The following is a 22,059-nucleotide window of genomic DNA, read 5'->3' as shown; positions in this document are numbered from 1 at the left end:
CTTCCTCCCCGGACTGCTCGCGCTGCCGGCGCAACCTCAAGGCTAGAAGCCGCAGCCCGGCGATCAAGCGAAAACCCCGGACAAGGCTGGCTCCTCCGACCTATGTCGTATTGGTTGGGGCAGCAGCGGGTGCGACCGTGCCGCTGTCCAGCCGCAGGGAGATTTCCGCCATGCCGATCCTTGGCCGCCCGATTCTCGGCCGCGTCTGCGGCCTCATCGCCGCGGCCGCGCTGGCCGTCGGCCTGGCCGCGCCGGCCGCCGCGCAGGACCTCCCGACGCTCCGCCTCGGCACGCTCGCGGGCGGGACCAGCAGCTGGGAGCTGGCGGTGATCCGCGACCACGGCCTTGATGTCGAGAACGGCTTCCGCCTCGAGACTCAGGATTACGCCGGCAACCCCGCCACCCATATCGCCATTCAGGGCGGCGAGGTGGACGCCATCGTGACCGACTGGCTCTGGGCGGCGCAGCAGGACGCAACCGGGCTGGACCTGACCTTCGTGCCCTATTCGACCGCGGTGGGCGGGTTGCTGGTCGCGGGCGACAGCCCGGCCGAGAGCCTCGTGGACCTGCGCGGCCAGAAGATCGCCATCGCCGGCGATCCGGTGGACAAGAGCTGGCTGATCCTGCGGGCGCTGGGGCTGAATCAGGGCATCGACCTCGCCGCCGAGACCGAGCAGATCTTCGCCGCCGCGCCGCTCGTCATGCAGGCGGGGCTCTCGGGCGAGGCGCAGGGCGCGGTGAACCTGTGGCATTTCATGGCCAAGATGAAGGCCGCGGGGATGCGTGAGCTGGTCTCGATCAGCGATGCCGCGGCCGAGCTTGGCCTCGACCCGGACACGCCCCTTCTGGGTTATGCGATCTCGAAGCGCGCGGTGGCCGACAAGCCCGAGGTCGTGGACGGGCTGGCACGGGCCTCGCGCGCGGCCAAGGAGATCCTCGCCACCGATGACGCCGCGTGGGAGGAAATCCGGCCGCTGATGAATGCCGCCAACGACGCCGAGTTCGAGGCCCTGCGCGAGGGCTGGCGCGCGGGCATCCCGCCCGAGGGTCCGGTCGATCCCGCGGCCGCGGCCAAGCTGTTCGCGGTGCTGGCCGAGATCGGCGGGACCGAGTTGACCCTCGGCCTCGAAGCCCTGCCCGAGGGGTTGTTCTACACCGGTGACTGACGGCCACGATCTTCCGTTGTCGCGCCACGAGGTCGCCGCGGCCGCCACGCGCGCGCGCCGGCGGGGGCCGTGGGGGCTGGAGGGCGTCGTCGCCGTGGCCGGGCTGCTGGCGCTCTGGGCCGTCGCGGCTGTAATCGCGGACCAGCCGCGCATCCTGCCCACCCCCTGGGCGGTCGGCGCCGAGATCGTCCGCCTTGCCGGGACGGGCGAGCTCTGGCGGCACATGTCGGCGACCTTCGGACGGGTGGTCGCCAGCTTCGTGCTGGCGCTCATCGCGGGCACCGGCATCGGCGTGCTGATGGGCCGCCGCGCCGGGGCCGACCGCTGGCTGAACCCGCTGCTGGTGATCGCGCTGAACATGCCCGCGCTCGTGGTGATCGTGCTTTGCTACATCTGGATCGGCCTGAACGAGACCGCGGCCGTCACCGCCGTGGCGCTGAACAAGGTGCCGCTGGTCGCCGTCATGATCCGGGACGGCACCCGTGCGCTCTCGCCCGCGCTCGACGACATGGCGCAGGCCTTCCGCCTCCCGCTCGCCGACCGCTGGCGCCACGTCATCCTGCCGCAACTGGTGCCGCACCTCGCCTCCGCCGCGCGGGCGGGGATTTCGCTGATATGGAAGATCGTGCTGGTAGTCGAGTTCCTCGGCCGCTCCACCGGGGTCGGTTTCAAGCTGCACATGAGCTTCTCGCTCTTCGACGTGACCGGGGTTCTGGCCTGGGCGCTCGGCTTCGTGGTGCTGATGCTGGCGATCGACGGGCTGGTCCTGCGCCCGTGGGAGCGGCGGGCAAGCCGCTGGCGGCGCGATGCGGCTTGAACTGGAGCGGCGCTCCTTCGGGGAGACCGGGGTGCTCGGCCGGCTGGTGCTGGAGGTCGCGCGGGGCGAGCGGCTGGCGATCCTGGGGCCGTCGGGCATCGGCAAATCGACGCTGCTGCGGATCCTGCTCGGCCTCGACCGCGACTTCGAGGGCCGCCTCGACGCGCCCGAGCGCACCGCCCCGGTCTTTCAGGAGCCGCTGCTGCTGCCGTGGCGGGACGCGCGCGCGAACCTCACCATCCCGGCGCGGATCGGCGCGGCGGAGGCCGACCGCTGGCTCGCACGCGTTGGCCTCGAGGGCCTAGGCCATCGCTACCCCCGGCAACTCTCGCTCGGCCAGCAGCGGCGGCTGGCACTTGCCCGCGCTTTCGCTGCGCGGCCCGACCTGCTGATGATGGACGAGCCCTACGCCTCGCTCGATGCCGCCACCGCCGCGCGGATGCTGGCGCTGACCGAGGGGATGCTGTCCGAAACCGGCGCCGGGCTGGTGCTGGTCACGCATGACCCGCGCGAGGCCGAGGCGCTGAAGGCGCGCAAGCTGTGGCTCGACGGACGCCCGGCGCGACTGGCCGGCGCAGTCACTCAGGCGGCAGATGCGACTGGATCATGCGGCTGAGTTCGTAGAGACGTTTCTCCAGCAGGACCGGGCTCTCGCAGACGGCGGTCAGCATGTGCTGGCGCTCCTCGAAGATGCGGCGGTCCCAGTCGAGCGCCGCCTCCTCGGCGTCGATGGCGTCGAAGTCAGGGCTGGCGGCGGCTTCGAGCTCCTGCATCCGGGCCCGCCGCGTCTCCATCTCCGCGGCGAGGCCCGCCTGCCCGGCGCCGAAGCGCGCGATGCCGTCCATGAGCGTCGTGCGCTCGGCGTCGATGCGGTCGAAGACGCCCTGAAACAGCGCCGTCAGCCGGGCGGCATCCGCCGTCGCGGCGAAATCCGCCACAAGGCCCTCCGCCTCCTGCGGCGTGGTGCGGCGCTGCGCGAGGCGATCGGCCAGAGTCGCCACCTCGCGGTCCTGCCGGGCCAGCGCGGCGGTCGCCTCGTCGGGCAGCGGGCCGGTCCACATGGAGCCCACGGACAGATGCGGCTGGCGCACCTGGACGCAGGGCCAGTCGCGGGTCGCCTGCGCGCCCATCACGGGCGTCGCCAGCAGACCGATGGCAAGGGCGATAACGGCTCTCATCTTCCCCCCTTCCGGCGCGGCCATAGCCCGCGCCCCGGATCATACATCAGGACCGCGCCGCCGAAGAACAGCGCGAGGCAGCCCAGGACCACGCCCAGCGACAGCCAGTTGACCTGCAGGTAGAGCGCGAAGCGGATCAGCTCGACCGCGTGGGTGAACGGGTTGGCGGCGCAGATATCGTGCAGCAGCACCGAGGACTCGCGCATCCGCCAGAGCGGGTAGAGCGCGGTCGAGGCGAAGAACATCGGGAAGATGACGAAGTTCATCACCCCCGCGAAGTTCTCGAGCTGGCGGATGGCGGAGCTGAGCAGCAGCCCGAGCGCGCCCAGCATCAGCCCGGCAAAGATCAGCGCCGGCAGCACCGCGAGATAGCCGAGCGCCGGAGGGCGCACGTCCCAGAACCAGGCGATGGCGAGGAAGGCATAGGCCTGAAGGATCGAGACCAGCACGCCCGCCATGAGCTTCGAGAAGAGCAGGAACCATCGCGGCAAGGGGCTGACGAGCAGCGTCCGCATCGCCCCGGTCTCGCGGTCATAGACCATCGACAGCGATGACTGCATCCCGTTGAACAGCTGGATCATGGCGACGAGGCCGGGGACGACATAGACCTCGTAGAGGACATAGGTCTGGTAGGGCGGCGTGATCGACAGGCCGAGCACCGAGCGGAAGCCCGCAGCGAAGATGAAGAGCCAGACCAGCGGCCGCACGAGCGCGGCGAGGAACCGGCCCCGCTGGCGCAGGAAACGCAGCGCCTCGCGCGCGGCGATGCCCTGGAACGCGATGGCCCAGGCGCCGCGCGGCAAGCCCGTGCGGGTGGCGGGCGCGGGTGTGGCGCGTGGCACCGCTTCCGTCATCATGCCGCCTCGGCCGCGCCGGTGAGGCGCAGGAAGGCGCCGGTCACGTCGCCGTCCGGGGCGAGGGCGGCGGGCGGTCCGTGCCAGAGCACACGGCCGCGATGCAGCAGGACGAGCGCGTCCGCCTCGCCCACCTCATCGAAGAGATGCGTGGCCCAGAGGACGCCGACCCCCTGCCGCGCCGCCAGCCCCCGCGTCAGCGCCAGCACCTCGGCGCGGCTGCGGACGTCAAGGCCGACCGTGGGCTCGTCGAGGATCATCACCTCGGGCCGGTGGATCAGCGCGCGCGCGATCTCGGCCCGGCGCACCTGCCCGCCGGAGAGGGCCGAGACACTGACGCCCGCGCGGTCGGCCAGCCCAACCAGCCCCAGCACCTCGGCGATCCGTGGGGCGGCGGCGCGGCGGCCGATCCCGTGCAGCGCGGCGTGATAGGCGAGGTTCTGGCGCACCGTCAGGTCGGCGTCGAGCGCGCGGGACTGGAACACCACGCCCAAGCTGGCGAGCGCCGCGCCCGGATCGCGGCGCAGGTCGTGCCCGGCGATGCGGATCGACCCGCCGCCGCCGTCATAGAGGCGCGTGGCGAGGTTCACGAGCGTGCTCTTGCCCGCGCCGTTGACGCCGAGGAGCGCCACGAAGGCCCCCGCCGGAACGGTCAGCGACACGCCGTCGAGCGCCCGCACGGTCCCGAAGGCATGACTGACGCCCGCAATCTCGAGGGCGGCCGGGGGCGGGGTTCCGCTCACCGGATCACGAACACCGCCCGCTGCGTCTCGCCGCTGCTGCCGGGGATCGAGAGCGTGTAGCGCCCCGGCTGGATCGCCACGAAGCTCATCAGCGCGGTGCCGGCGGAGTCGAACTCGATGCTGTGGACGCCCATGGGGCGGATCTCGATGTCCTCGATGACGATCTCGTTGATCCAGATGGCGCGGAAGAAGTCGCCGCCGGAGAGGGCAAGCTCGGCCGTGCCGTCCGCCACGATCTCGATACGGTAAAAGCCGCCGGACCGGAGCTGGTATTCCCCCTCGGCCACCGGCTTGCCGGAGGCGAGGGTGAGCGGGGGGAGATCCTCGCGGTTGGTGCGGACCATGATGCCCGAGGGGCCGTAGTCGTGGTGCTCGACGGTGGCGACCGGAGCCGCGGCGGCATCGTCGTCGCCCGCCGCCACCGCAGGCGCACCGGCCGCGGGCGCACCCTCGACCGGCGCCGCGGGCAGCGTCTGCGCCGTCGCGACTGCACCCGTCATCGTCAGCGCCAGCAGCGTCCCCGTCAGTTGCTCAAGCCTCATGCCGATCCCCTCACTGCTTGTCCGGCGCGACGACCACGCCCCAGGGCTGCTCGCCCACCTGAATCGACTTGACGACCTCGCGCCGCGCCACGTCGATCACCGACACGTCGTTGGAGTTGCCGTTGGTCGTGAAGAGCAGCGACTCATCCGGCGTGAAGCCCATCTGCCAGACCCGCTGGCCGACCAGCAGATAGTCCACCACCTCGTCGGTCACTCCGTCCACCACCGCGACCCGGTTCGCCGGCCCGAGCGCCACGAAGACCGTCGAGCCATCCTTCGTCGCCCGCACCCCCACCGGCTGGATCGCCTCGGGCAGCACGCCGGGGATCTCGAAGCGGATGGTGTCGGTGATCTCCTTCGTGGCCGGGTCGATCACGCTCACCGTGCCGCCGATCTCGGCGCTGACGTAGAGCTTGGTGCCGTCCGCAGTGAACTCGGCGAAGCGCGGGCGCTGATCGACGAGCACGTTGGCGACGATCTGGTGCGTGTCGGTGTCGATGAAATGCGCCATGTTGGTCGTCTCGGAGGTGTTCACCACCACCTTGCCGTCGGGCGAGACGCCCATGCCCTCGGGCTCCACCCCCACCGGGATCTCGGCCAGCAGCTGATGCGTCTCGGTGTCCACCACGGTCACGAGATTGTCGTCCTCGTTGGCGATGTAGAGGGGGTTGCCCGAGGGATGCAGCACGAAGAGCTCCGGGTCGGGACCGGAGGGAAGCCGGTGCAGCTCCTCCATCGACTCGGGGTCGTAGACCTTCACCGTGTCCTCGTCGGAAACGCAGACATAGAGTTCGCTGCCGTCGGGCGAGATGGTGATGCCGCGCGGCCGCGCGCCGACCGGATAGGTGCCGATCACCTCCAGCGTCTCGCTGTCAAGGACCGTCACGTCGTTGCCTTTCTCGTTGGTGACGAAGACCCGGTTGGCGAGGGCGGGGCCTGGTCCGAGCAGAAGCAGCGCGCAGGCGGCGGTCAGCGATCGTCGCAGCATCGGAGTCCTTTCACTGGAACTGGCAGGTCGATTCGGGCCGGTCGGTGCCGAGCGTGTCGAGCTGGCTGACCTGGTGCAGATACTCGGACTGCGGCGAGACCGAATGGACGAGCGCGGGGCTGGCCAGCAGAATTGGCTGGCGCAGCTGATGGTCCCAGTCGCGGATGGTCAGCTTCTGGCCCTTGAAGGCTCCGATCTCGAAATTCGGCCCCAGCAGCCAGTCGCGCAGGGCCGGGAAGTCGAGCGCGGGCGCGCGGCTCGCGGCTTCACCCAGCAGCCGCAGGGCGACCCAGGTCTGGTAATCCTCGGGCCGCATCGGCCGCCCGGCGAGGGCCTCGAAGCGGTTCTGGAACTGCGTCGCCCCCCAAGCCTCCATCGAGGCGTGCCAGCTGACCGGCGTCAGCCCGGCCGAGCCGGTGACGGGCCGCGGGTCCCAGGTCTGGAAGGGCAGATAGGCGGCAAAGACGCCGTGCTCGTCGGCGGTCACGACCACGTCATGCTCGGCCGCCCGCTGCGTGAAGACCGGCATCTGCGCCTGGACCTGCACATGGCCGCTGTCGGTGCGCCGCGCGCCGCCGGTATCCTCGAAGACCCGCTGCTCGACGATCTTCGCGCCGAACTTGCTGGCGGCGCGTCGGTAGGCGTCGGCAAGCGCGGTGTCCTCGGGGTGGCTGCCCTCGATCAGGAACCAGCGCGGCCAGCGTTTCCACATCAGGAACTGCGCCAGGGCGTCGGTCTTCATCGCCCGGCTGGGAGCGACGTGGATCACGTTGGCGCGGCAGTCGTCGTTGCGGAGCGCGTCGGCCTCGGCCCCGGCGTTGAGGATCAGCGCCGCATCGCCGGCGCGGTCGGCGAGGCGCAGGGTGGTGGCGTCGTCGGCCAGCACGGCGATGAAGCGGATGCCTTGCGCCAGCAGCGCGTCGAGGGCGGCCTCGGCCCCCTCCGGCGGGATCGCCACGGTGCCGGTCGTGAAGGTCTGGTTGAGGAACCCGCCGGTGGTGGCGTTGTCCTCGGTCGCGAGCGCGGCGCCAGCGAAGCCGAGATCGTCGGGCCGGGCGTCGAGGCGCGAGATCGGCGGTTGCGCCGGGACATCGACGCGCAGCACGGCGGCGCGCACCTCGCCCTCCGCCGCGGCGGCCATTCCGGCGGCCAGTCCGAACGCGACCGAAACGACGGCGGCGATGGCGCGCATTCAGGTTCCTCCCCCGGAAAGCCTAGCCGCCGCAGGACCGTCGGGAAAAGCCTCTCGGCTTCATACGATGGTCGTATGGACCGCTGCCCGGCGGGCGTTCAGGCCATGCGCTCCGGTCTCGGCCTTGCCGCCCTCCCGGCCTTCGCGCCCACTGGTCCGCCGAAGTGCCATCCGCGCCCGCGCGGGGGCCGGGCTGGCCTGTGCAATCAGCGGGCAGGTCCAGAAGGTCTCGAACCTGACCCTGCCGATGAACCTGTCGATCCGCGATGCCGAGAGTGGCGAGACGCTTGCCGCGGGGGCCGTTAACATCATCCGTGGCAACACCGACGAGAGCTGTAGCCGGGCATATCGCGCCGGGGAGCCCTCAGCAGTTCGGCACGTTCACCGCTAGGCCGCCGAGCGAGGTCTCCTTGTATTTCTCGCTCATGTCCCGCCCCGTCTGGCGCATGGTCTCGATCGCCGCATCGAGCGGCACGAAGTGCTGCCCGTCGCCCCGGAGCGCGAGGCTCGCCGCGCTCACCGCCTTGATCGCACCGAGGCCGTTCCTTTCAATGCAGGGCACCTGAACCAGGCCGCGCACCGGGTCGCAGGTCATGCCGAGGTGGTGTTCCAGCGCGATCTCGGCCGCGTTCTCCACCTGCTCGGGCGTGCCGCCGAGAACCGCCGCAAGCCCCGCCGCCGCCATGGCTGCGGCCGACCCGACCTCCGCCTGACAGCCCGCCTCCGCCCCCGAGATGCTGGCATTGTGCTTGACCAGCCCCCCGATCGCGGCGGCGGTCAGCAGGAGTTCCGGCAACTGCCGCTCGGACGCGCCGGGCACATGGTCGAGCCAGTAGCGGATCACCGCCGGGATCACCCCCGCGGCCCCGTTCGTCGGCGCGGTTACGACCTGACCTCCGGCCGCGTTCTCCTCGTTCACCGCCATCGCATAGGTCGACATCCAGTCGTTGATGTGGTGCGGCGGCGCGAGGTTGCTGCCGCGCTCGGCCAGCAGCGCCTCGTGGATCGCCTTCGCCCGCCTGCGAATCGCGAGGCCGCCGGGCAGCGTGCCGCCGGTCGCAAGCCCCCGGTCCATGCAGTCGCGCATCACCTGCCAGATGCGGGCGAGGCCGTCGCGGATCTCGGCTTCCGAGCGGAACACGCGCTCGTTCTCGTGCTTCATCCGGGCGATGGATTTCCCCGAGGCGGCGGCCATCGCCAGCATCTCGGCGGCGCTTGCAAAGGGGAACGGCACCTTGGGCACGTCGTCGCTGCGCGTGTCGTCGGCGCGGGCGGCGAGTTCGGCCTCGGTCAGCACGAAGCCGCCGCCTATGGAGTAGTAGACCTCGCGGAAGATCACGTCGCCCTGCGCGTCCACGGCGGCCAGCACCATTCCGTTCGCGTGGCCCGGCAGGGCCGGGCCGCGGTCGAAGACCAGGTCGCGCTCGGGGTCGAAGGCCAGTTCGCCGAGGCCCTCCGGCGTGACGCGGCCGGTCTCGCGGTTGGCGGTCAGCGCGGCGTCGGCGGCCTCGAAATCCATCGTCGCGGGCGTGAAGCCCATCAGGCCGAGGATCACCGCCCGGTCGGTCGCGTGACCCTTGCCGGTGAAGGCGAGCGAGCCGTGCAGCCGCGCGCGCAGCCCATGGGCGCGGAACGGCTGGCCGCGGAGCGCCTGAAGGAAGCGCGCGGCGGCGACCATCGGCCCCATCGTGTGCGACGAGGACGGGCCGACGCCGACCTTGAAGAGATCGAAGACCGACAGGAACACGAGGGTTTTCTCCAGTTGAGCCGGCCCGAGACTAACCGGACGGTGCGGGCGGCGGAACCGCCAAAGCCGACCGCCCGGCGCGCGGCGGCGACGCTGTTGCGCTGCCCAGATTTTGGGCATACTGCGCCAACCCTCGGCAAAGCGCCAGAACCAGCCCGCCGCGATGGCCCCGACCCACGACTGCCCATTGGCCCGTTGCCCCCTCGCCCGCAGGACTCGACCATGACCGTGCAACCCATCCGCCTCGGCTCAGCGGCGCTCGCCTTCCCGGTGATCCTCGCGCCGATGGCGGGGATCACCGACCTGCCGTTCCGGCGCATGGTGGCGAAGTTCGGGGCCGGGCTGATGGTCTCGGAAATGGTCGCGTCGAGCGAGATCGCGTCGCGGCGGCCCTCCTCGCGGGCCCTTGCAAGGGCGCGGGCGGAGGTCGAGGGCGCGGTGCCGGTCTCGGTCCAGATCGCCGGGCGCGAGGCCGATGTGATGGCCGAGACGGCGCGGCGGGTCGCCGATCTCGGCGCGCGGATCGTGGACATCAACATGGGCTGCCCGGCGAAGAAGGTGACGGGCGGCCTCGCCGGGGCGGCGCTGATGCGCGACCTCGACCGGGCGCTGTCGCTGATCGAGGCGGTGGCCGAGGCGGTGCCGCAGCTGCCGGTGACGCTGAAGATGCGGCTGGGCTGGGACGCGGATTGCCTGAACGCGCCCGCGTTGGCCTCGCGGGCTGCGGCCGCGGGGGTGCGTATGCTGGCGGTCCATGGGCGGACGCGGGCGCAGTTCTACACCGGCAGCGCAAACTGGGATGCCATTGCGGCGGTCGGGGTGGCGGTGGCGAGCCTGCCCGATGCGCCGCCGCTGGTGGCGAATGGCGACGTGACCGACGCGGCATCGGCCCGCGCGGCGCTGTCGGCCTCCGGCGCGGCGGCGGTGATGGTCGGCCGCGGGGCGCAGGGGCGGCCGTGGCGGCTGCAGCAGATCGCGCATGAGTTGTGGGGGGCGGCGGCGCCCGTGGTTCCGCGCGGGGCCGCTCTGGCTGCTGCCGTGACGGAGCATTACGACGACATCCTCGATTTCTACGGGGTCGAACTTGGCGGAAGGGTCGCCCGCAAGCACCTGTTCTGGTGGGCTGAAGCCGCTGGCATCCCGGAGGCGCGCACGCCCCTCGTGCAGGCCCCCTCGCCCGCCGAGGCGCGGCGCGAGATCGCCGCGCGCTTCGCCGATGCGCCGGGGGAAACCGGATGATCGCGCCCCTCGCCGACCTCTGGGAGGCGCTGCCGCTGCCGGCGCTCGCGCTGGACGCCGAGGGCCGCCTCGCGGCGCTGAACGGCGCGGCGGAGGAATGGCTGAACCTTTCGCGCCGCGCCGCCCTCGGCCAGTCGGCGGCGGCGCTCGCCCGCGATGCGCGGCTGACGGTCGAGCCGCCGCTGACCGACCTCGCTCGCCGCGCGGCCGAGGGGCATGACGCGATCATCCATCCCGCGGCGCGGATCACGCTTGGCGCGCGCTCGGCCGCGCCGGTGACGCGGCGCGCGGCGATCCATGCCGCCCCCGCGCCGAGCGGCGGCCTTTCGGTCGTGCTGGTCCCCGAGGAGCCGTTCCGCGACGCGCCCGCCCGCGCCGCCCGCGGGGCCGCGCGCGCCGCGACCGGCATGGCGGAGATGCTGGCGCATGAGATCAAGAACCCCCTCGCCGGCATCCGCGGCGCCGCGCAACTCTTGGCGATGGAGCTGCCCGAGGGCCGCGGCGACCTCGCCGACCTCACCGAACTGATCGTCGCCGAGAGCCGCCGCATCGTCGCGCTGCTCGATCAGGTCGAGCGTTTCGGCGACACCTCGCCCCCCGCCCTCGCCGCCGTCAACCTGCATGACGTGCTGGAGCGCGCGCGGCTTTCGGCGGAACTCAGCTTTGCCCGCGCCGTGCGGATCGTGCCCGACTACGACCCCTCGCTGCCACCCGTCGCAGCCGATCCCGACCAGCTGATGCAGCTGGTGCTGAACCTGATGCGCAACGCCGCCGAGGCGCTGGACCGCACGCGCGGCGGCACCATCCGGCTGCGGAGCTTCTACGACGGCGCCTTGCGCCTTTCCGACCCGGCGCGGCCGCTGCCCATCCATCTCGAGGTCGAGGACAACGGCCCCGGCCTGCCCGAGGACATCGCCGAACGCATCTTCGAGCCCTTCATCTCGGGGCGCGAGAACGGCACCGGCCTCGGCCTCGCTCTGGTCGCCAAGATCGCGGCGGATCACGGCGCCTGGGTCGGCGTGGACAGCCGGCCGGGGCGCACGGTGTTCCGGCTGTCGCTGGCGAAGGCATGAGGAGGGACGCATGGACGGCACGGTTCTGATCGCCGACGACGACCGCACCATCCGCACGGTGCTGACCCAGGCGCTGACGCGGGCGGGCTGCAAGGTCCATGCGACCGGGAGCCTCGCGCAGCTTGCGAAATGGGTCGAGGAGGCGCGGCCGGACCTCGTCATCACCGATGTGGTGATGCCGGACGGCAACGGCATCGACGTGATCCCGGCGCTGAAGAAGGCGCGGCCGGACCTGCCGGTGATCGTGATCTCGGCCCAGAATACCATCGTGACGGCCGTGCGGGCGCAGGCGGCGGATGCCTTCGACTACCTGCCGAAGCCGTTCGATCTGCCCGAGCTGATGGGTCGCGCGCGCGCCGCGCTCGACCGCCGCAGGCGGCTGTCGCCGGCCGCCCCCGAGGCCGTGCCGCAGGCTGACCCGACCCTGCCGCTGGTCGGCCATGCGCCCGCGATGCAGGCGCTGTTCCGCCAGGTGGCGCGGCTGCTGGAGGCGGACCTGCCGGTGCTGATCGCGGGCGAGGCGGGCGCGGGGCGCACGACGCTTGCGCGCAGCCTGCACGAACTGTCCTCGCGCCGGGACCGGGGCGTGACGGTCCTCAGCCCCGCCGACGCCAGCGACGCGGCGTTCGAGCGCGCGCGACAGGCGGGGGCGACGGGCGGCACGCTGCTGGTCGAGGACCCGGCCGGCATGGACCCGGCGGCGCAGGCGCGCCTCGCCGCGCTGCTGGAGACGCTCGCCGCCGCGCCCGAGCCGCCGCGGGTCGTCGCGACGACCGAACCCGAGCCGCAGGCGGCCATCGCCGCCGGGCGACTGCGCGCCGACCTCTACTGGCGGCTCGCCGGCGCGACGCTGACGATCCCGCCGCTGCGCTCGCGGGCGGGCGACATCCCGGCGCTCGCGCGGCATCTGCTGGCGCGGGTCGCGGCGCAGGGGCTGCCCGCACGCGAGCTGTCGGACAGCGCCGCGGCGGCGCTGAGGGCGCATGCCTTCCCTGGCAACGTTCGCGAGCTGGAAAACCTCGTCGCCCGCCTCGCCCTCACGGCGACGGCGGCCGAGATCACCGAGGCCGAGGTCCGCGCCGCGCTCGACGACGCGCCCGAAAGCCTCCCTCCCGCGCCCGCCACCGGACCCGCCGTCACCCGCCTCGCCGATGCCGTCGAGGCGCAGCTGCGGCGCTACTTCGACCTGCATGGCGAGGTGCTGCCGCCCGCGGGCCTTTACGACCGCGTGCTCGCCGAGGTCGAGCGGCCGCTGATCGAACTGACCCTCGAAGCCACCGGCGGAAACCAGCTTCGCGCGGCCGATCTGCTGGGCATCAACCGCAACACGCTTCGCAAGAAGGTGAACGCGCTGAATATCGGCGTGACACGGAGGCGTCGCCTGATGTAAAACCGCCACAGGCACGGTGGCGGGAGTCGCCGCGCTGCAACAGGCAGTCCCAGGCAATGGGGCGCGAGGGCGAGCGGTGGCAGGACGGGTCTCCAACGGCAGCTGGGAGCGGCTTATGCGGCTCAGACGGCTGCGCCGGGTGCAGAACGCGGCGACGCTGGGGCTGGTAATCCTCGGCCCGATCCTCGCCCTGGCGACGCTGGCGGTCCTTGGCCCCCTCGACCGCGGCCCGGCGAGCAATGCGCTGCGCCTGGTGCTGATGTCCGACCTGATCTACCTGATCCTGCTCACGGGTCTCGTCGGCTACCGTCTCACGCGGATGATCACCGCGCGCCGGCAGTCGGCGGCGGGCTCGCGCTTGCATCTGCGGCTCGTCAGCATCTTCACCATCATCGCGCTCGTGCCCACGGTGCTGGTCGCGATCTTCGCCGGGCTGACCGTCAACATCGGCCTCGAGGGCTGGTTCTCGTCGCGCGTGCAGCAGGTCGTCGCCTCCGCCCTCTCGGCGGCCGAAGCCTACCAGGCGGAGCATCAGGCCGACCTCGCGCAGGACGTGCGCGCGCTCGGCGCCTTCCTCGACCGCGCCGCGGTGGCCGACCCGCTGATCGAGGACGGCGCGCTGAGGCAGCTGCTGGCGCAGGGGCAGGCGCAGATCCAGCGGGGGCTGCGCGAGGCTTACATCATCGACGAATCGGGCAACATCCGCGCCCGCGGCGAGGGCAGCTACCGCTTCTGGTTCGAGCCGCCGGGCGAGCCGGCGATGAACGAGGCGCGGGGCGACGGGATCGCGCTGATCGAGGACTGGCCCAACAACGAATACCGCGCGCTGCTGCCCTTGCAGGCCCTGGGCGGGCGCTACCTCTACGTCACCCGCGATGTGAACGGCGAGCTTCTGGGCCTGCTCGATCGCACGCGCGAAACCGGGGCCTTCTACCAGCAGCTCGAGCAGACCCGCGGACGGGTGCTGTTCGAGTTCAGCCTCGTGTATCTGGGCTTCGCTCTCCTCCTCGTCGCCGCCGCGATCTGGCTGGGGCTGGTCTTCGCCGAGCGGCTGAGCCGGCCGATCGGGCGGCTGGCCTCCGCCGCGGATGCGGTGGCGGCGGGGCATGTCGGCCTGCAGATCCCCGAGCCCGACACCGGCGACGAGATCCAGACGCTGGGCCAGGCCTTCAACCGCATGACCCGGCAACTCCAAGCCAGCCGCGAGGAGCTGGTCGCCTCCTACGAGGCGTCGGACGCGCAGCGGCGGCTGTTCGATTCGGTGCTGTCCTCGGTCACGTCGGGGGTGATCGGCCTCGACGCGGGCGGCGACATCGACTTCGTCAACCGCTCGGCCACGCGGCTGCTGGGGATCGACGGCGGTGACATCGACGCGCCGCTCGCGGTGGCTGTGCCGGAGTTCGCGGCCCTCTTCGCGCGGCTGAAGCCCGCCGTCGCCGACAGCGTGCAGGACGAGATCCGCCTGACCCGCAACGGCCGGATGGAGAGCCTGCTGGTGCGCATGGCCGTCCGCCGCGGCGCCGAGGGCAGGCCCGAGGGCTATGTGGTCGCCTTTGACGACGTGACCGAGCTGGTCTCGGCGCAGCGCATGGCCGCCTGGGGCGACGTGGCCCGGCGGGTCGCGCACGAGATCAAGAACCCGCTGACGCCGATCCAGCTCTCGGCCGAGCGGGTGCGGCGAAAGTTCATGAAGCTCGCCGACAGCGAGGCCGACCGCGAGGCCCTGGTCCAGTATACCGACGTCATCATCCGCCAGACGGGCGATCTGCGCCGGATCGTGGACGAGTTCAGCCGCTTCGCCCGGATGCCCGACCCCGACCGGCGCGAAACCGACCTCACGCGGTTGCTGGCCGACGCGGTTCTGCTGCAGCGCGACGCCCTCGGGGATGGGCTTCAGGCGATGATCCCGGCCGATCCAGTGCTGATCGAGGCCGATGCGGGCATGATCGGGCAGGCGCTGACGAACCTGATGAAGAACGCGGGCGAGTCGGTGGCCGAGAGCGCGGCCGCAGACCCGGAGCCCGGGTGGTCCCCGAGGATCGTTGTCACGCTCGACGCGCGGCCCGACGTCGCCGTCATCCGCATCGCCGACAACGGCGTGGGCCTGCCCGAAGACCGCTCGCGCCTCTTCGAGCCCTACGTCACGCTGAAATCCGGCGGCACCGGCCTCGGGCTGCCGATCGTCAAGAAGATCATCGAGGAGCATGGCGGCAGCCTGACCCTCAGCGACAACCCGCCACGGGGTGCGGTGGCCGAGATCCGGCTGCCGCGCGGACCACACCTCGTCGCCCCGCCCCGTCCCCGAAAACAACAAGAACATGAACCGGCAGGAACCCCATGAGCGACATCCTGATCGTCGATGACGAACGCGACATCCGTGAGCTGATCTCGGACATCCTCCGCGACGAGGGCTTTCCGACGCGCCTTGCCGCCAATTCGGACGCGGCCCTGGCGGCGCTCAACGATGAGCCGCCGGGGCTGATGATCCTCGACATCTGGCTCAAGGACAGCCGCATGGACGGGATCGAGATCCTCAAGACCGTCAAGCGCAACAACCCCGACGTGCCGGTGGTCATCATCTCGGGCCATGGCAACATCGAAATCGCCGTGGCCGCGATCAAGCAGGGCGCCTACGACTTCATCGAAAAGCCGTTCAACATCGACCAGCTGATGGTGGTCATCAACCGCGCCATGGAGACCTCCCGGCTGCGGCGCGAGAACGCGAGCCTGCGCCGCAAGGAGGTGGCGAGCACCGAGATGCTGGGCGGCTCGGCGTCGTTCCGGCGCCTGCGCGAGCAGCTGGAGAAGGTGGCGCGGTCGAACGCGCGGGTGCTGCTCTCGGGCGCGCCTGGCGCGGGCAAGGAGCTGGCGGCGCGCTACCTGCACGCCAATTCCAACCGCGCCGAGGCGCCCTTCATCACCGTCCCCTGCGCCACGATCGAGCCGGACCGCATGGAGGAGGTCCTGTTCGGCCGCGAGACGACGGAGCGCGGGATCGAGCCGGGGCTGCTGGAGCAGGCGCATGGGGGGGTGATCTATTTCGACGAGGTGGCCGACATGCCGCTCGGCACGCAGCCTAAGATCCTGCGCGTGCTGACCGAGCAGCAGTTCACCCGCGCCGGCGGCAGCGACCGGGTGCGGGTGGACCTGCGCGTCGTAAGCTCCTCGAACCGCGACCTCGCGGCCGAGATCGCCGCCGGGCGCTTCCGGCAGGAGCTCTACGACCGGCTCAACGTGGTGCCGGTGACGGTGCCGCCCTTGAGCGACCGGCGCGAGGACATCCCGGTTCTGGCGCGGCATTTCATCGAGCAGTTCAACCAGTCCCAGGGCCTGCCCGCGCGCGAGCTGCCGGAGGAGACCGCGGCCGCGCTGCAGACGATGCGCTGGCCCGGCAACATCCGCCAGCTTCGCAACGTCATGGAGCGGGTGCTCATCCTGGCCGAGGACTTTGGCCCGATCCGCCCCTCGGAGCTGGAGCCGCAGGGGGCCACGCCGGACAATGGCGACGCGCTGGCGCTGGGGCCGCAGATCACCGCGCTGGCTTTGCGCGAGGCGCGGGAGCTGTTCGAGCGGGAATACCTGCTGGCGCAGATCAACCGCTTCGGCGGCAATATCAGCCGCACGGCGCAGTTCGTCGGCATGGAGCGCAGCGCGCTGCACCGCAAGCTGAAGTCGCTGGGGGTTGTCGGCGGCGTGCGGGTGGAGGATGAAGTCGCGGCGAAGTGACGCACGGGCCTCAGGGCGGAGACGCGCATGAAGGTCATCATCTGCGGCGCGGGCCGGGTCGGCTGGCAGATCGGCCGCCAGCTCTCGGCCGAGGGCAATGACGTCACCCTGATCGACATCGACCCCGAACTGATCCGCCGCGCGACCGACGCCCTCGACGTGAAGGGCGTCGCCGGCTTCGCCAGTCACCCGGACGTGCTGGACCAGGCGGGGGCGCGCGACTGTGACCTGCTGGTGGCGGTGACGCCCTCTGACGAGGTCAACATGGTTGCCTGCGAGGTGGCGCATGCGGTCTTCGAGGTGCCGAGGAAGATCGCCCGGCTGCGCTCGCCCGCCTATCTCGACGCGATCTGGCAGGACATGTATCGCACCGACCGCCTGCCCATCGACCACGTCATCAGCCCCGAGCGGGAGGTGGCGCGGGCCGCACTGGAGCGCCTCGCCGCCCCCGCGGCCTTCGACACCGGCAGCTTCCTCGACGGTCAGGCGCAGCTCTACGGGATCGTGCCGGAGGCGGGTTCCGCCGCGCTCGATACGCCCTTGCGGCAGCTGACGGAGTTGTTCCCGCGCCTGCGCGCGGTCGTGCTGGGGCTGCAGCGGCAAGGGCAGCTGTTTGCACCGGAGCCGGACGATCAGATCCTCGAGGGCGACCGGGTGTATCTCATGGCGCATCAGGACGATGCCGCGCGGACGCTGGAGCTGTTCGGCCGGCGGCTGCGGCGTCCCCGCCGGGTGATCCTCGTCGGCGGCGGGCCGGTGGCGGTCGCGCTGGCCGAGATGCTGGAGCAGGGCAGCCCGCCCGCGCAGGTCACGATCATCGAGCCCGATCAGGGCCGCGGCGAGGCGGCGGCCGACGCGCTGAACCGCGCCGTGGTGCTGAAGGGCAGCGGCCTCTCGACCGACCTTCTGTCCGAGGCCGGGGTCGGCGGCGCGGACGCGGTCGTGACGATCACCGGCGACGACCGCACCAACATCCTCGCCGCCGTCCGCGCGCACCAGATGGGCGCGCCGCTGACGGTGGCGGTCATCAACGACCCGACGCTCGTGCCGCTCGTGGACGCGGTGCCGGTCGGCGCCTGGATCGAGCCGCGCGGCGTCACCGTCTCGACCATCCTGCGCCATGTCCGCCGCGGCCGGGTCCGCGACGTGCAGCTGATCGCCGACGGCGCGGCCGAGGTGATCGAGGCCCAGGTGCTGCCGAGGAGCGGCCTCGCGGGCCGCACCATCGGCAGCGTCGGCCTGCCCGCGGGCGCGCTCTTCGGCCTCGTGCGGCGCGGCGACGAGGTGGTCGCGGCCCGCCCCACCCTGCGGCTGGAGCCTGGCGATCTCGTCACCCTCCTCGTGCTGACGGGCGATCTGGGCGAGGTGGACCGGCTGCTGCAGGTCGGCATCGACTACTTCTGACATGGCGCAGCTCGCCCGCGTCCCGCTGTTCGTCCTGCTGCTGGGGATCAGCGCCGGCGCGATGCTGGTCCCGGCGCTGCAGGCGGCGGTCATGGGCCAATGGCCGCTGGCCTCGATCTTCCTGCGCTCGGCGGCCATCCTCGGCCTTGTCGCGGCACTGCTGGGCCTCGCCACGATGTCCGCCGGGCGGCGGCGGACCCATGGCGGCCTGCTGACGCTCGCCGGGGCCTACACGCTGATCCCGGCCGCCCTCGCCTTGCCGCTGGCCCAGGCATTGCCCGACACCGGCTGGCTCAACGCCTGGTGGGAGATGCTGTCTTGCCTGACGACGACCGGCGCCAGCCTCTACGAGCCGGCGCGGCTGCCCGCCCCGGTGCATCTCTGGCGCGGGCTGGTCGGCTGGCTTGGCGGGCTCATGGTCCTCGCGGCCGCCGTGGCGATCAAGGCGCCGCTGCAGGTCGGCGGCTTCGAACTGGTCGCACCGCCCCTCGCCCCGCCGCAGGGGCGCGCGGCGATCCCCGGCGAGACGCGGCGCATGGCGCGCGCGGCCTCGGCGATCCTGCCGCTCTATGCCGGGGCAACGGCGGCGCTCTGGGCGGGGCTCGGCGCGGCGGGGGACGGCGGCTTCCCGGCGCTGATGCGGGCGATGGGGACGGTCTCGACCTCGGGCATCTACGCGGTCCACGGGCCGGTCGGCGCGCGGACCGGCTGGCTCGGCGAGGCGATGGTGCTGTCGGTGCTCTGCCTCGGCCTCTCGCGCCGTTTCTGGCCCGGGGGCGATGCGCTGCGCACGACGGCCCGGCTGCGCGACGACCCCGAGCTGCGGCTGGCCTTCGGAATCGTTGCCCTGGTCGGGCTGGTGGTGCTGCTGCGCCACGGCGTCGCCGTGGCCGATCCGGCGACCCCCACGCCGAACGTCATCAAGAACATCGCGAACGGCGCCGCGGCAGTCTGGGGCGCGGTCTTCACCGCGCTGAGCTACCTGACCACGACCGGCTGGACCTCGAGCGACTGGCGCGGCGCCGTCACCTGGTCGGGGCTGACCGCGCCGGGGCTGCTGCTGGCGGGCCTCGCGGTGGTCGGCGGCGGCGCGGCCACGGCCGCGGGCGGGGTCAAGCTGCTCCGCATCGCCGCCCTCGCCGTCCATTCCAACCGCGAGATGGAGCGCATCGTCCACCCCGCCTCGGTCGCCGGCGGGGGGCCGATCTGGCGGCGGCTGCGGGGCGAAGGGGCCTTCCTCGCCTTCGTCTTCTTCATGCTGTTCGCCGGCTCCATCGCCGCCACCGTCCTGCTGGTCACGCTGCAGCGGGTGGAGTTCGAGACCGCCACGATCCTCGCAGTGGCCGCCTTGACCAACACCGGCGCGCTGATGACCGCCGTCCCCCTCGCCCCCACGCTAGAAGGCGGCGCCGGGGTCGCGGGCGCGCCATGGGAGGGCTGGGCGGGGCTGCCGGGCTTCACCAAGGCGGTGCTGGCGGGCGCGATGGTGGTCGGGCGGCTGGAGATCGTGGCCGTCCTCGCGCTGTTGTCGCGCGGCTACTGGCGCCGCTGAGAAGGAGCCGGGCGTCCCACCACGCCGCTTGCAAGGGCGCAGCGGCGGTCATAAGTCTCGGAACAGCAAGCCCGATCAACGAAAAACAAGAAGGTTGCGTGCAATGGCGGACAGCAAGCAGAATCTTCAGGACGCCTTTCTCAATCACGTCCGCAAGAACAAGGTGCCGGTCACGATCTTTCTCGTGAACGGCGTCAAGCTGCAGGGCGTGATCACCTGGTTCGACAATTTCTGCGTGCTGCTGCGCCGCGACGGGCAGTCGCAGCTGGTCTACAAGCACGCGATCTCGACCATCATGCCGGGCCAGCCGATCTCGCTCTACGAAGCCGAGGACTGATTGGCCACCGCCCCGCACGAGACCGCCGCCCGCCCCACCCGCGCCTGGGTGCTGCATCCCGACCTCGGCCACGCCCGCACCACCCGCCGCGAGCCTGAGCACGCGCTGGCGGAAGCCGTGGCGCTGGCCGAGGCGCTGCCGGCGATCGAGGTGATCGGCGGCGAGGTCGTGCGGCTGCGCGACCCGCATCCGGGGCACCTGTTCGGCACGGGCAAGCTGGCCGAACTGAAGACGCACCTGGAGGAAGGTGAAATCGAGCTGGTGCTGGTGGACGGGCCGGTGACGCCGGTGCAGCAGCGCAACCTCGAAAAGGAATGGGGCGTGAAGCTCCTCGACCGGACCGGGCTGATCCTCGAGATTTTCGCCGACCGCGCGCGGACCCGCGAGGGCGTGTTGCAGGTGGAACTGGCGGCGCTCAGCTATCAGCGGACGCGGCTGGTCCGCGCTTGGACCCACCTCGAACGGCAGCGCGGCGGCTTCGGCTTCGTCGGCGGCCCCGGCGAGACCCAGCTCGAGGCCGACCGCCGCGCCATCGACGATCAGGTCGTGCGCCTGCGCCGCCAACTCGACCGCGTCGTGCGGACGCGGACGCTGCACCGGACCGCGCGGGCGAAGGTGCCTTACCCCATCGTCGCCCTCGCCGGCTACACGAACGCGGGCAAGTCGACGCTCTTCAACCGCCTGACCGGGGCCGAGGTGATGGCCAAGGACATGCTGTTCGCCACGCTCGACCCGACCATGCGCGCGATCCGCCTGCCCGGCGCCGCCTCGGACGGCGGCGGGCGCAAGGTGATCCTGTCGGACACGGTGGGCTTCATCTCCGACCTGCCGACCGAGCTGGTCGCGGCCTTCCGCGCCACGCTCGAGGAGGTGCTGGAGGCCGACCTGATCCTCCACGTCCGCGACATCGCCCATCCCGAGACCGAGGCGCAGTCGGCGGATGTGAAGGCGATCCTCACCAGCCTCGGGGTCGAGGAGGACGTGCCGCTGATCGAGGTCTGGAACAAGATCGACATGCTGGACCCGGCCGAGCGCGAGGCGATCGAGACGACCGACGCCCGGCGGCCCGGCGTGGTGGCCGTCAGCGCCCTGGAGGGCACCGGCATGGAACGGCTGGTGGCGGCGGTGACGGACGGCCTCGCCGCCTCGCTCGGCGGCGCACTGACCGAGGCGGAGGTGACGCTGCCCTTCGCCGACGGCCGCGGCCGCGCCTGGCTGCACGAGGCGGGCGTGGTGCTGGAGGAGCGGACCGGCGAGGACGCGGTGCATCTGCGCGTGCGCTGGACCGACCGGCAGAAGGCCGCGTTCGAGGCGCGCGAGAGTGGCTGAGGCTAGTGTCGAAACCCGATCATCTTTTTGTTTCTCCTGTGACACAGGTTATTCACTCGGCCCTGCCCACTCGGGAGGGAAGTTCGTGATGGCATCGGTATAATGCGAGCCTGGGCGACGATTGCCGAGCAACCGACCCGGTGCACGAGGGTGTGTGGTCGGCGCGTGATCAGGGGATTGTCCATGTCCTACCGGCCGGCTGCCCGCGGCCAACGATCTGGTGGGCGCATGGCCGCGCCTAGGGGGAATGTCCGACATTCCGCGGATGGGCTTTCGGCTCGTTTCCGTTTGACCGCCTTCCGCCGCCGAGCGGGTTGAAGCGGTCGTCGAACATGATGGCGGACTGATTGACCGCTGTCCGCCAGCCTCTGACGTTTCGCGCGGTTTTCTCGTGCTCGCGGATGGCCAGGCAGATCAGCTTCTCGGCGGCTTTCTCGGACGGGAGCGGGCCGGGGGTCTTGATGGCCTTGCGGATCACCCGGTTGAGGCTTTCCACGGCATTCGTAACCGGTATGAGGTGACCGGGGCCAGATTCCGGCCGTCGGTTCGCGCTGGCGGCGTAGGCTGTGAGCATCCGGGACAGAGGCTCCGGGAGCACGAAGCTGCGGGCAGGCCGATGTATTCGATGAGCCTCGAGCTGGCGTCAGTAGATGGCCGCCTCTGCGACTCGCCCGGTTGCGCTGCGCGTGCGGCTCCGCAGGTGTCGTGTCCCCCACGCCGCTCCCGTCATTGAGGCTGACAAGGAGGCGCAGATGCGACGCGTGATCGGCATCGACGTCCAC

Annotated in this window: 21 protein-coding genes; 13 read left to right on the top strand and 8 right to left on the bottom strand. The window is 71.7% G+C overall.

The genetic code is table 11. The features are described 5' to 3' along the window. Positions 1 to 170 precede the first annotated feature (170 nt). Genes GI374_RS14115 through GI374_RS14105 form a run of 3 tightly spaced genes read left to right on the top strand, consistent with a single transcriptional unit; the run spans position 171 to position 2,599 of the window. Positions 171 to 1,166 (top strand): ABC transporter substrate-binding protein, encoded by a 996-nt coding sequence (locus GI374_RS14115; RefSeq protein WP_154337713.1) that lies wholly within the window; start codon positions 171 to 173, stop codon positions 1,164 to 1,166. Continuing rightward, positions 1,159 to 1,983: an ABC transporter permease gene (locus tag GI374_RS14110; RefSeq protein ID WP_370515365.1), complete on the top strand. Its 825-nt coding sequence runs from the start codon at positions 1,159 to 1,161 to the stop codon at positions 1,981 to 1,983. Before GI374_RS14115 ends, GI374_RS14110 begins: the two co-directional genes overlap by 8 nt. Then, a complete protein-coding gene (locus GI374_RS14105) occupies positions 1,973 to 2,599 on the top strand; it encodes an ATP-binding cassette domain-containing protein (RefSeq protein WP_154337712.1) in 627 nt (208 codons plus the stop codon). The genes GI374_RS14110 and GI374_RS14105 overlap by 11 nt, the downstream gene beginning before the upstream one ends. Here GI374_RS14105 and GI374_RS14100 read toward each other — a convergent pair. From GI374_RS14100 to GI374_RS14075, 6 genes are read right to left on the bottom strand one after another with little or no spacing between them, the layout of a single operon-like run. Then, positions 2,562 to 3,161 carry a hypothetical protein gene (locus GI374_RS14100; protein WP_154337711.1) on the bottom strand — a complete coding sequence of 200 codons (600 nt, stop codon included), beginning with the start codon at positions 3,159 to 3,161 and terminating at the stop codon, positions 2,562 to 2,564. The genes GI374_RS14105 and GI374_RS14100 overlap by 38 nt on opposite strands. Beyond that, positions 3,158 to 4,015 carry an ABC transporter permease gene (locus GI374_RS14095; protein WP_229583303.1) on the bottom strand — a complete coding sequence of 286 codons (858 nt, stop codon included), beginning with the start codon at positions 4,013 to 4,015 and terminating at the stop codon, positions 3,158 to 3,160. The genes GI374_RS14100 and GI374_RS14095 overlap by 4 nt, the downstream gene beginning before the upstream one ends. Next, on the bottom strand, positions 4,015 to 4,758 hold the full coding sequence (locus GI374_RS14090; RefSeq protein WP_370515364.1) for an ATP-binding cassette domain-containing protein: 744 nt from the start codon (positions 4,756 to 4,758) through the stop codon (positions 4,015 to 4,017). Before GI374_RS14090 ends, GI374_RS14095 begins: the two co-directional genes overlap by 1 nt. Further along, positions 4,755 to 5,300 carry a hypothetical protein gene (locus GI374_RS14085; RefSeq protein ID WP_229583301.1) on the bottom strand — a complete coding sequence of 182 codons (546 nt, stop codon included), beginning with the start codon at positions 5,298 to 5,300 and terminating at the stop codon, positions 4,755 to 4,757. Before GI374_RS14085 ends, GI374_RS14090 begins: the two co-directional genes overlap by 4 nt. Positions 5,301 to 5,310: 10 nt before the next feature. Beyond that, a complete protein-coding gene (locus tag GI374_RS14080; RefSeq protein WP_154337709.1) occupies positions 5,311 to 6,288 on the bottom strand; it encodes a YVTN family beta-propeller repeat protein in 978 nt (325 codons plus the stop codon). A 10-nt stretch (positions 6,289 to 6,298) separates the two neighbouring features. After that, positions 6,299 to 7,480, bottom strand: a complete 1,182-nt coding sequence (locus GI374_RS14075; RefSeq protein ID WP_154337708.1) for an ABC transporter substrate-binding protein — start codon at positions 7,478 to 7,480, stop codon at positions 6,299 to 6,301. Positions 7,481 to 7,604: 124 nt separating this feature from the next. On the opposite strand from GI374_RS14075, the gene GI374_RS19670 reads away from it, so the two are divergent. Next, entirely contained in the window at positions 7,605 to 7,871 is a 267-nt protein-coding gene (locus tag GI374_RS19670) for a DUF2380 domain-containing protein (protein WP_255453721.1), read from the top strand. Here the strand turns inward: GI374_RS19670 and GI374_RS14065 are convergent. Then, positions 7,845 to 9,227: an L-serine ammonia-lyase gene (locus GI374_RS14065; RefSeq protein ID WP_370515363.1), complete on the bottom strand. Its 1,383-nt coding sequence runs from the start codon at positions 9,225 to 9,227 to the stop codon at positions 7,845 to 7,847. The two genes, GI374_RS19670 and GI374_RS14065, sit on opposite strands and share 27 nt — an antisense overlap. A gap of 222 nt (positions 9,228 to 9,449) precedes the next feature. On the opposite strand from GI374_RS14065, the gene dusB reads away from it, so the two are divergent. The 9 genes from dusB to hflX all read left to right on the top strand — a co-directional run bounded on the left by dusB (position 9,450) and on the right by hflX (position 21,277). Next, on the top strand, positions 9,450 to 10,466 hold the full coding sequence (dusB, locus tag GI374_RS14060; RefSeq protein ID WP_154337705.1) for a tRNA dihydrouridine synthase DusB: 1,017 nt from the start codon (positions 9,450 to 9,452) through the stop codon (positions 10,464 to 10,466). Next, the gene (locus tag GI374_RS14055) at positions 10,463 to 11,539 is read left to right on the top strand and encodes a nitrogen regulation protein NR(II) (RefSeq protein WP_154337704.1); all 1,077 of its coding nucleotides are present in this window, start codon (positions 10,463 to 10,465) and stop codon (positions 11,537 to 11,539) included. The genes dusB and GI374_RS14055 overlap by 4 nt, the downstream gene beginning before the upstream one ends. Positions 11,540 to 11,549: 10 nt before the next feature. Beyond that, the gene (locus GI374_RS14050) at positions 11,550 to 12,929 is read left to right on the top strand and encodes a sigma-54 dependent transcriptional regulator (RefSeq protein ID WP_154337703.1); all 1,380 of its coding nucleotides are present in this window, start codon (positions 11,550 to 11,552) and stop codon (positions 12,927 to 12,929) included. Between the two features lie 115 nt (positions 12,930 to 13,044). Then, positions 13,045 to 15,270 (top strand): PAS domain-containing sensor histidine kinase, encoded by a 2,226-nt coding sequence (locus tag GI374_RS14045; protein ID WP_154337702.1) that lies wholly within the window; start codon positions 13,045 to 13,047, stop codon positions 15,268 to 15,270. Beyond that, positions 15,267 to 16,655 carry a sigma-54 dependent transcriptional regulator gene (locus GI374_RS14040; protein WP_154337701.1) on the top strand — a complete coding sequence of 463 codons (1,389 nt, stop codon included), beginning with the start codon at positions 15,267 to 15,269 and terminating at the stop codon, positions 16,653 to 16,655. The genes GI374_RS14045 and GI374_RS14040 overlap by 4 nt, the downstream gene beginning before the upstream one ends. A gap of 27 nt (positions 16,656 to 16,682) precedes the next feature. Further along, positions 16,683 to 18,059, top strand: a complete 1,377-nt coding sequence (gene trkA, locus GI374_RS14035; protein WP_154337700.1) for a Trk system potassium transporter TrkA — start codon at positions 16,683 to 16,685, stop codon at positions 18,057 to 18,059. Between the two features lies 1 nt (position 18,060). Next, on the top strand, positions 18,061 to 19,611 hold the full coding sequence (locus tag GI374_RS14030) for a TrkH family potassium uptake protein (protein WP_154337699.1): 1,551 nt from the start codon (positions 18,061 to 18,063) through the stop codon (positions 19,609 to 19,611). Between the two features lie 103 nt (positions 19,612 to 19,714). Then, positions 19,715 to 19,948, top strand: a complete 234-nt coding sequence (gene hfq, locus GI374_RS14025) for an RNA chaperone Hfq (RefSeq protein ID WP_154337698.1) — start codon at positions 19,715 to 19,717, stop codon at positions 19,946 to 19,948. After that, positions 19,949 to 21,277 carry a GTPase HflX gene (gene hflX, locus GI374_RS14020; RefSeq protein ID WP_154337697.1) on the top strand — a complete coding sequence of 443 codons (1,329 nt, stop codon included), beginning with the start codon at positions 19,949 to 19,951 and terminating at the stop codon, positions 21,275 to 21,277. A 238-nt stretch (positions 21,278 to 21,515) separates the two neighbouring features. Here the strand turns inward: hflX and GI374_RS14015 are convergent, their stop codons facing one another. Then, positions 21,516 to 21,755 (bottom strand): hypothetical protein, encoded by a 240-nt coding sequence (locus tag GI374_RS14015; protein WP_229583299.1) that lies wholly within the window; start codon positions 21,753 to 21,755, stop codon positions 21,516 to 21,518. Between the last annotated feature and the right edge of the window lie 304 nt (positions 21,756 to 22,059).

The organism is Paracoccus sp. S-4012 (assembly GCF_009674885.1).
In the GTDB taxonomy this organism is placed as follows: Bacteria; Pseudomonadota; Alphaproteobacteria; order Rhodobacterales; family Rhodobacteraceae; genus Paracoccus.
Note: the sequence above shows the minus strand (reverse complement) of the source record. Positions and strands in the feature narration are given on the sequence as shown.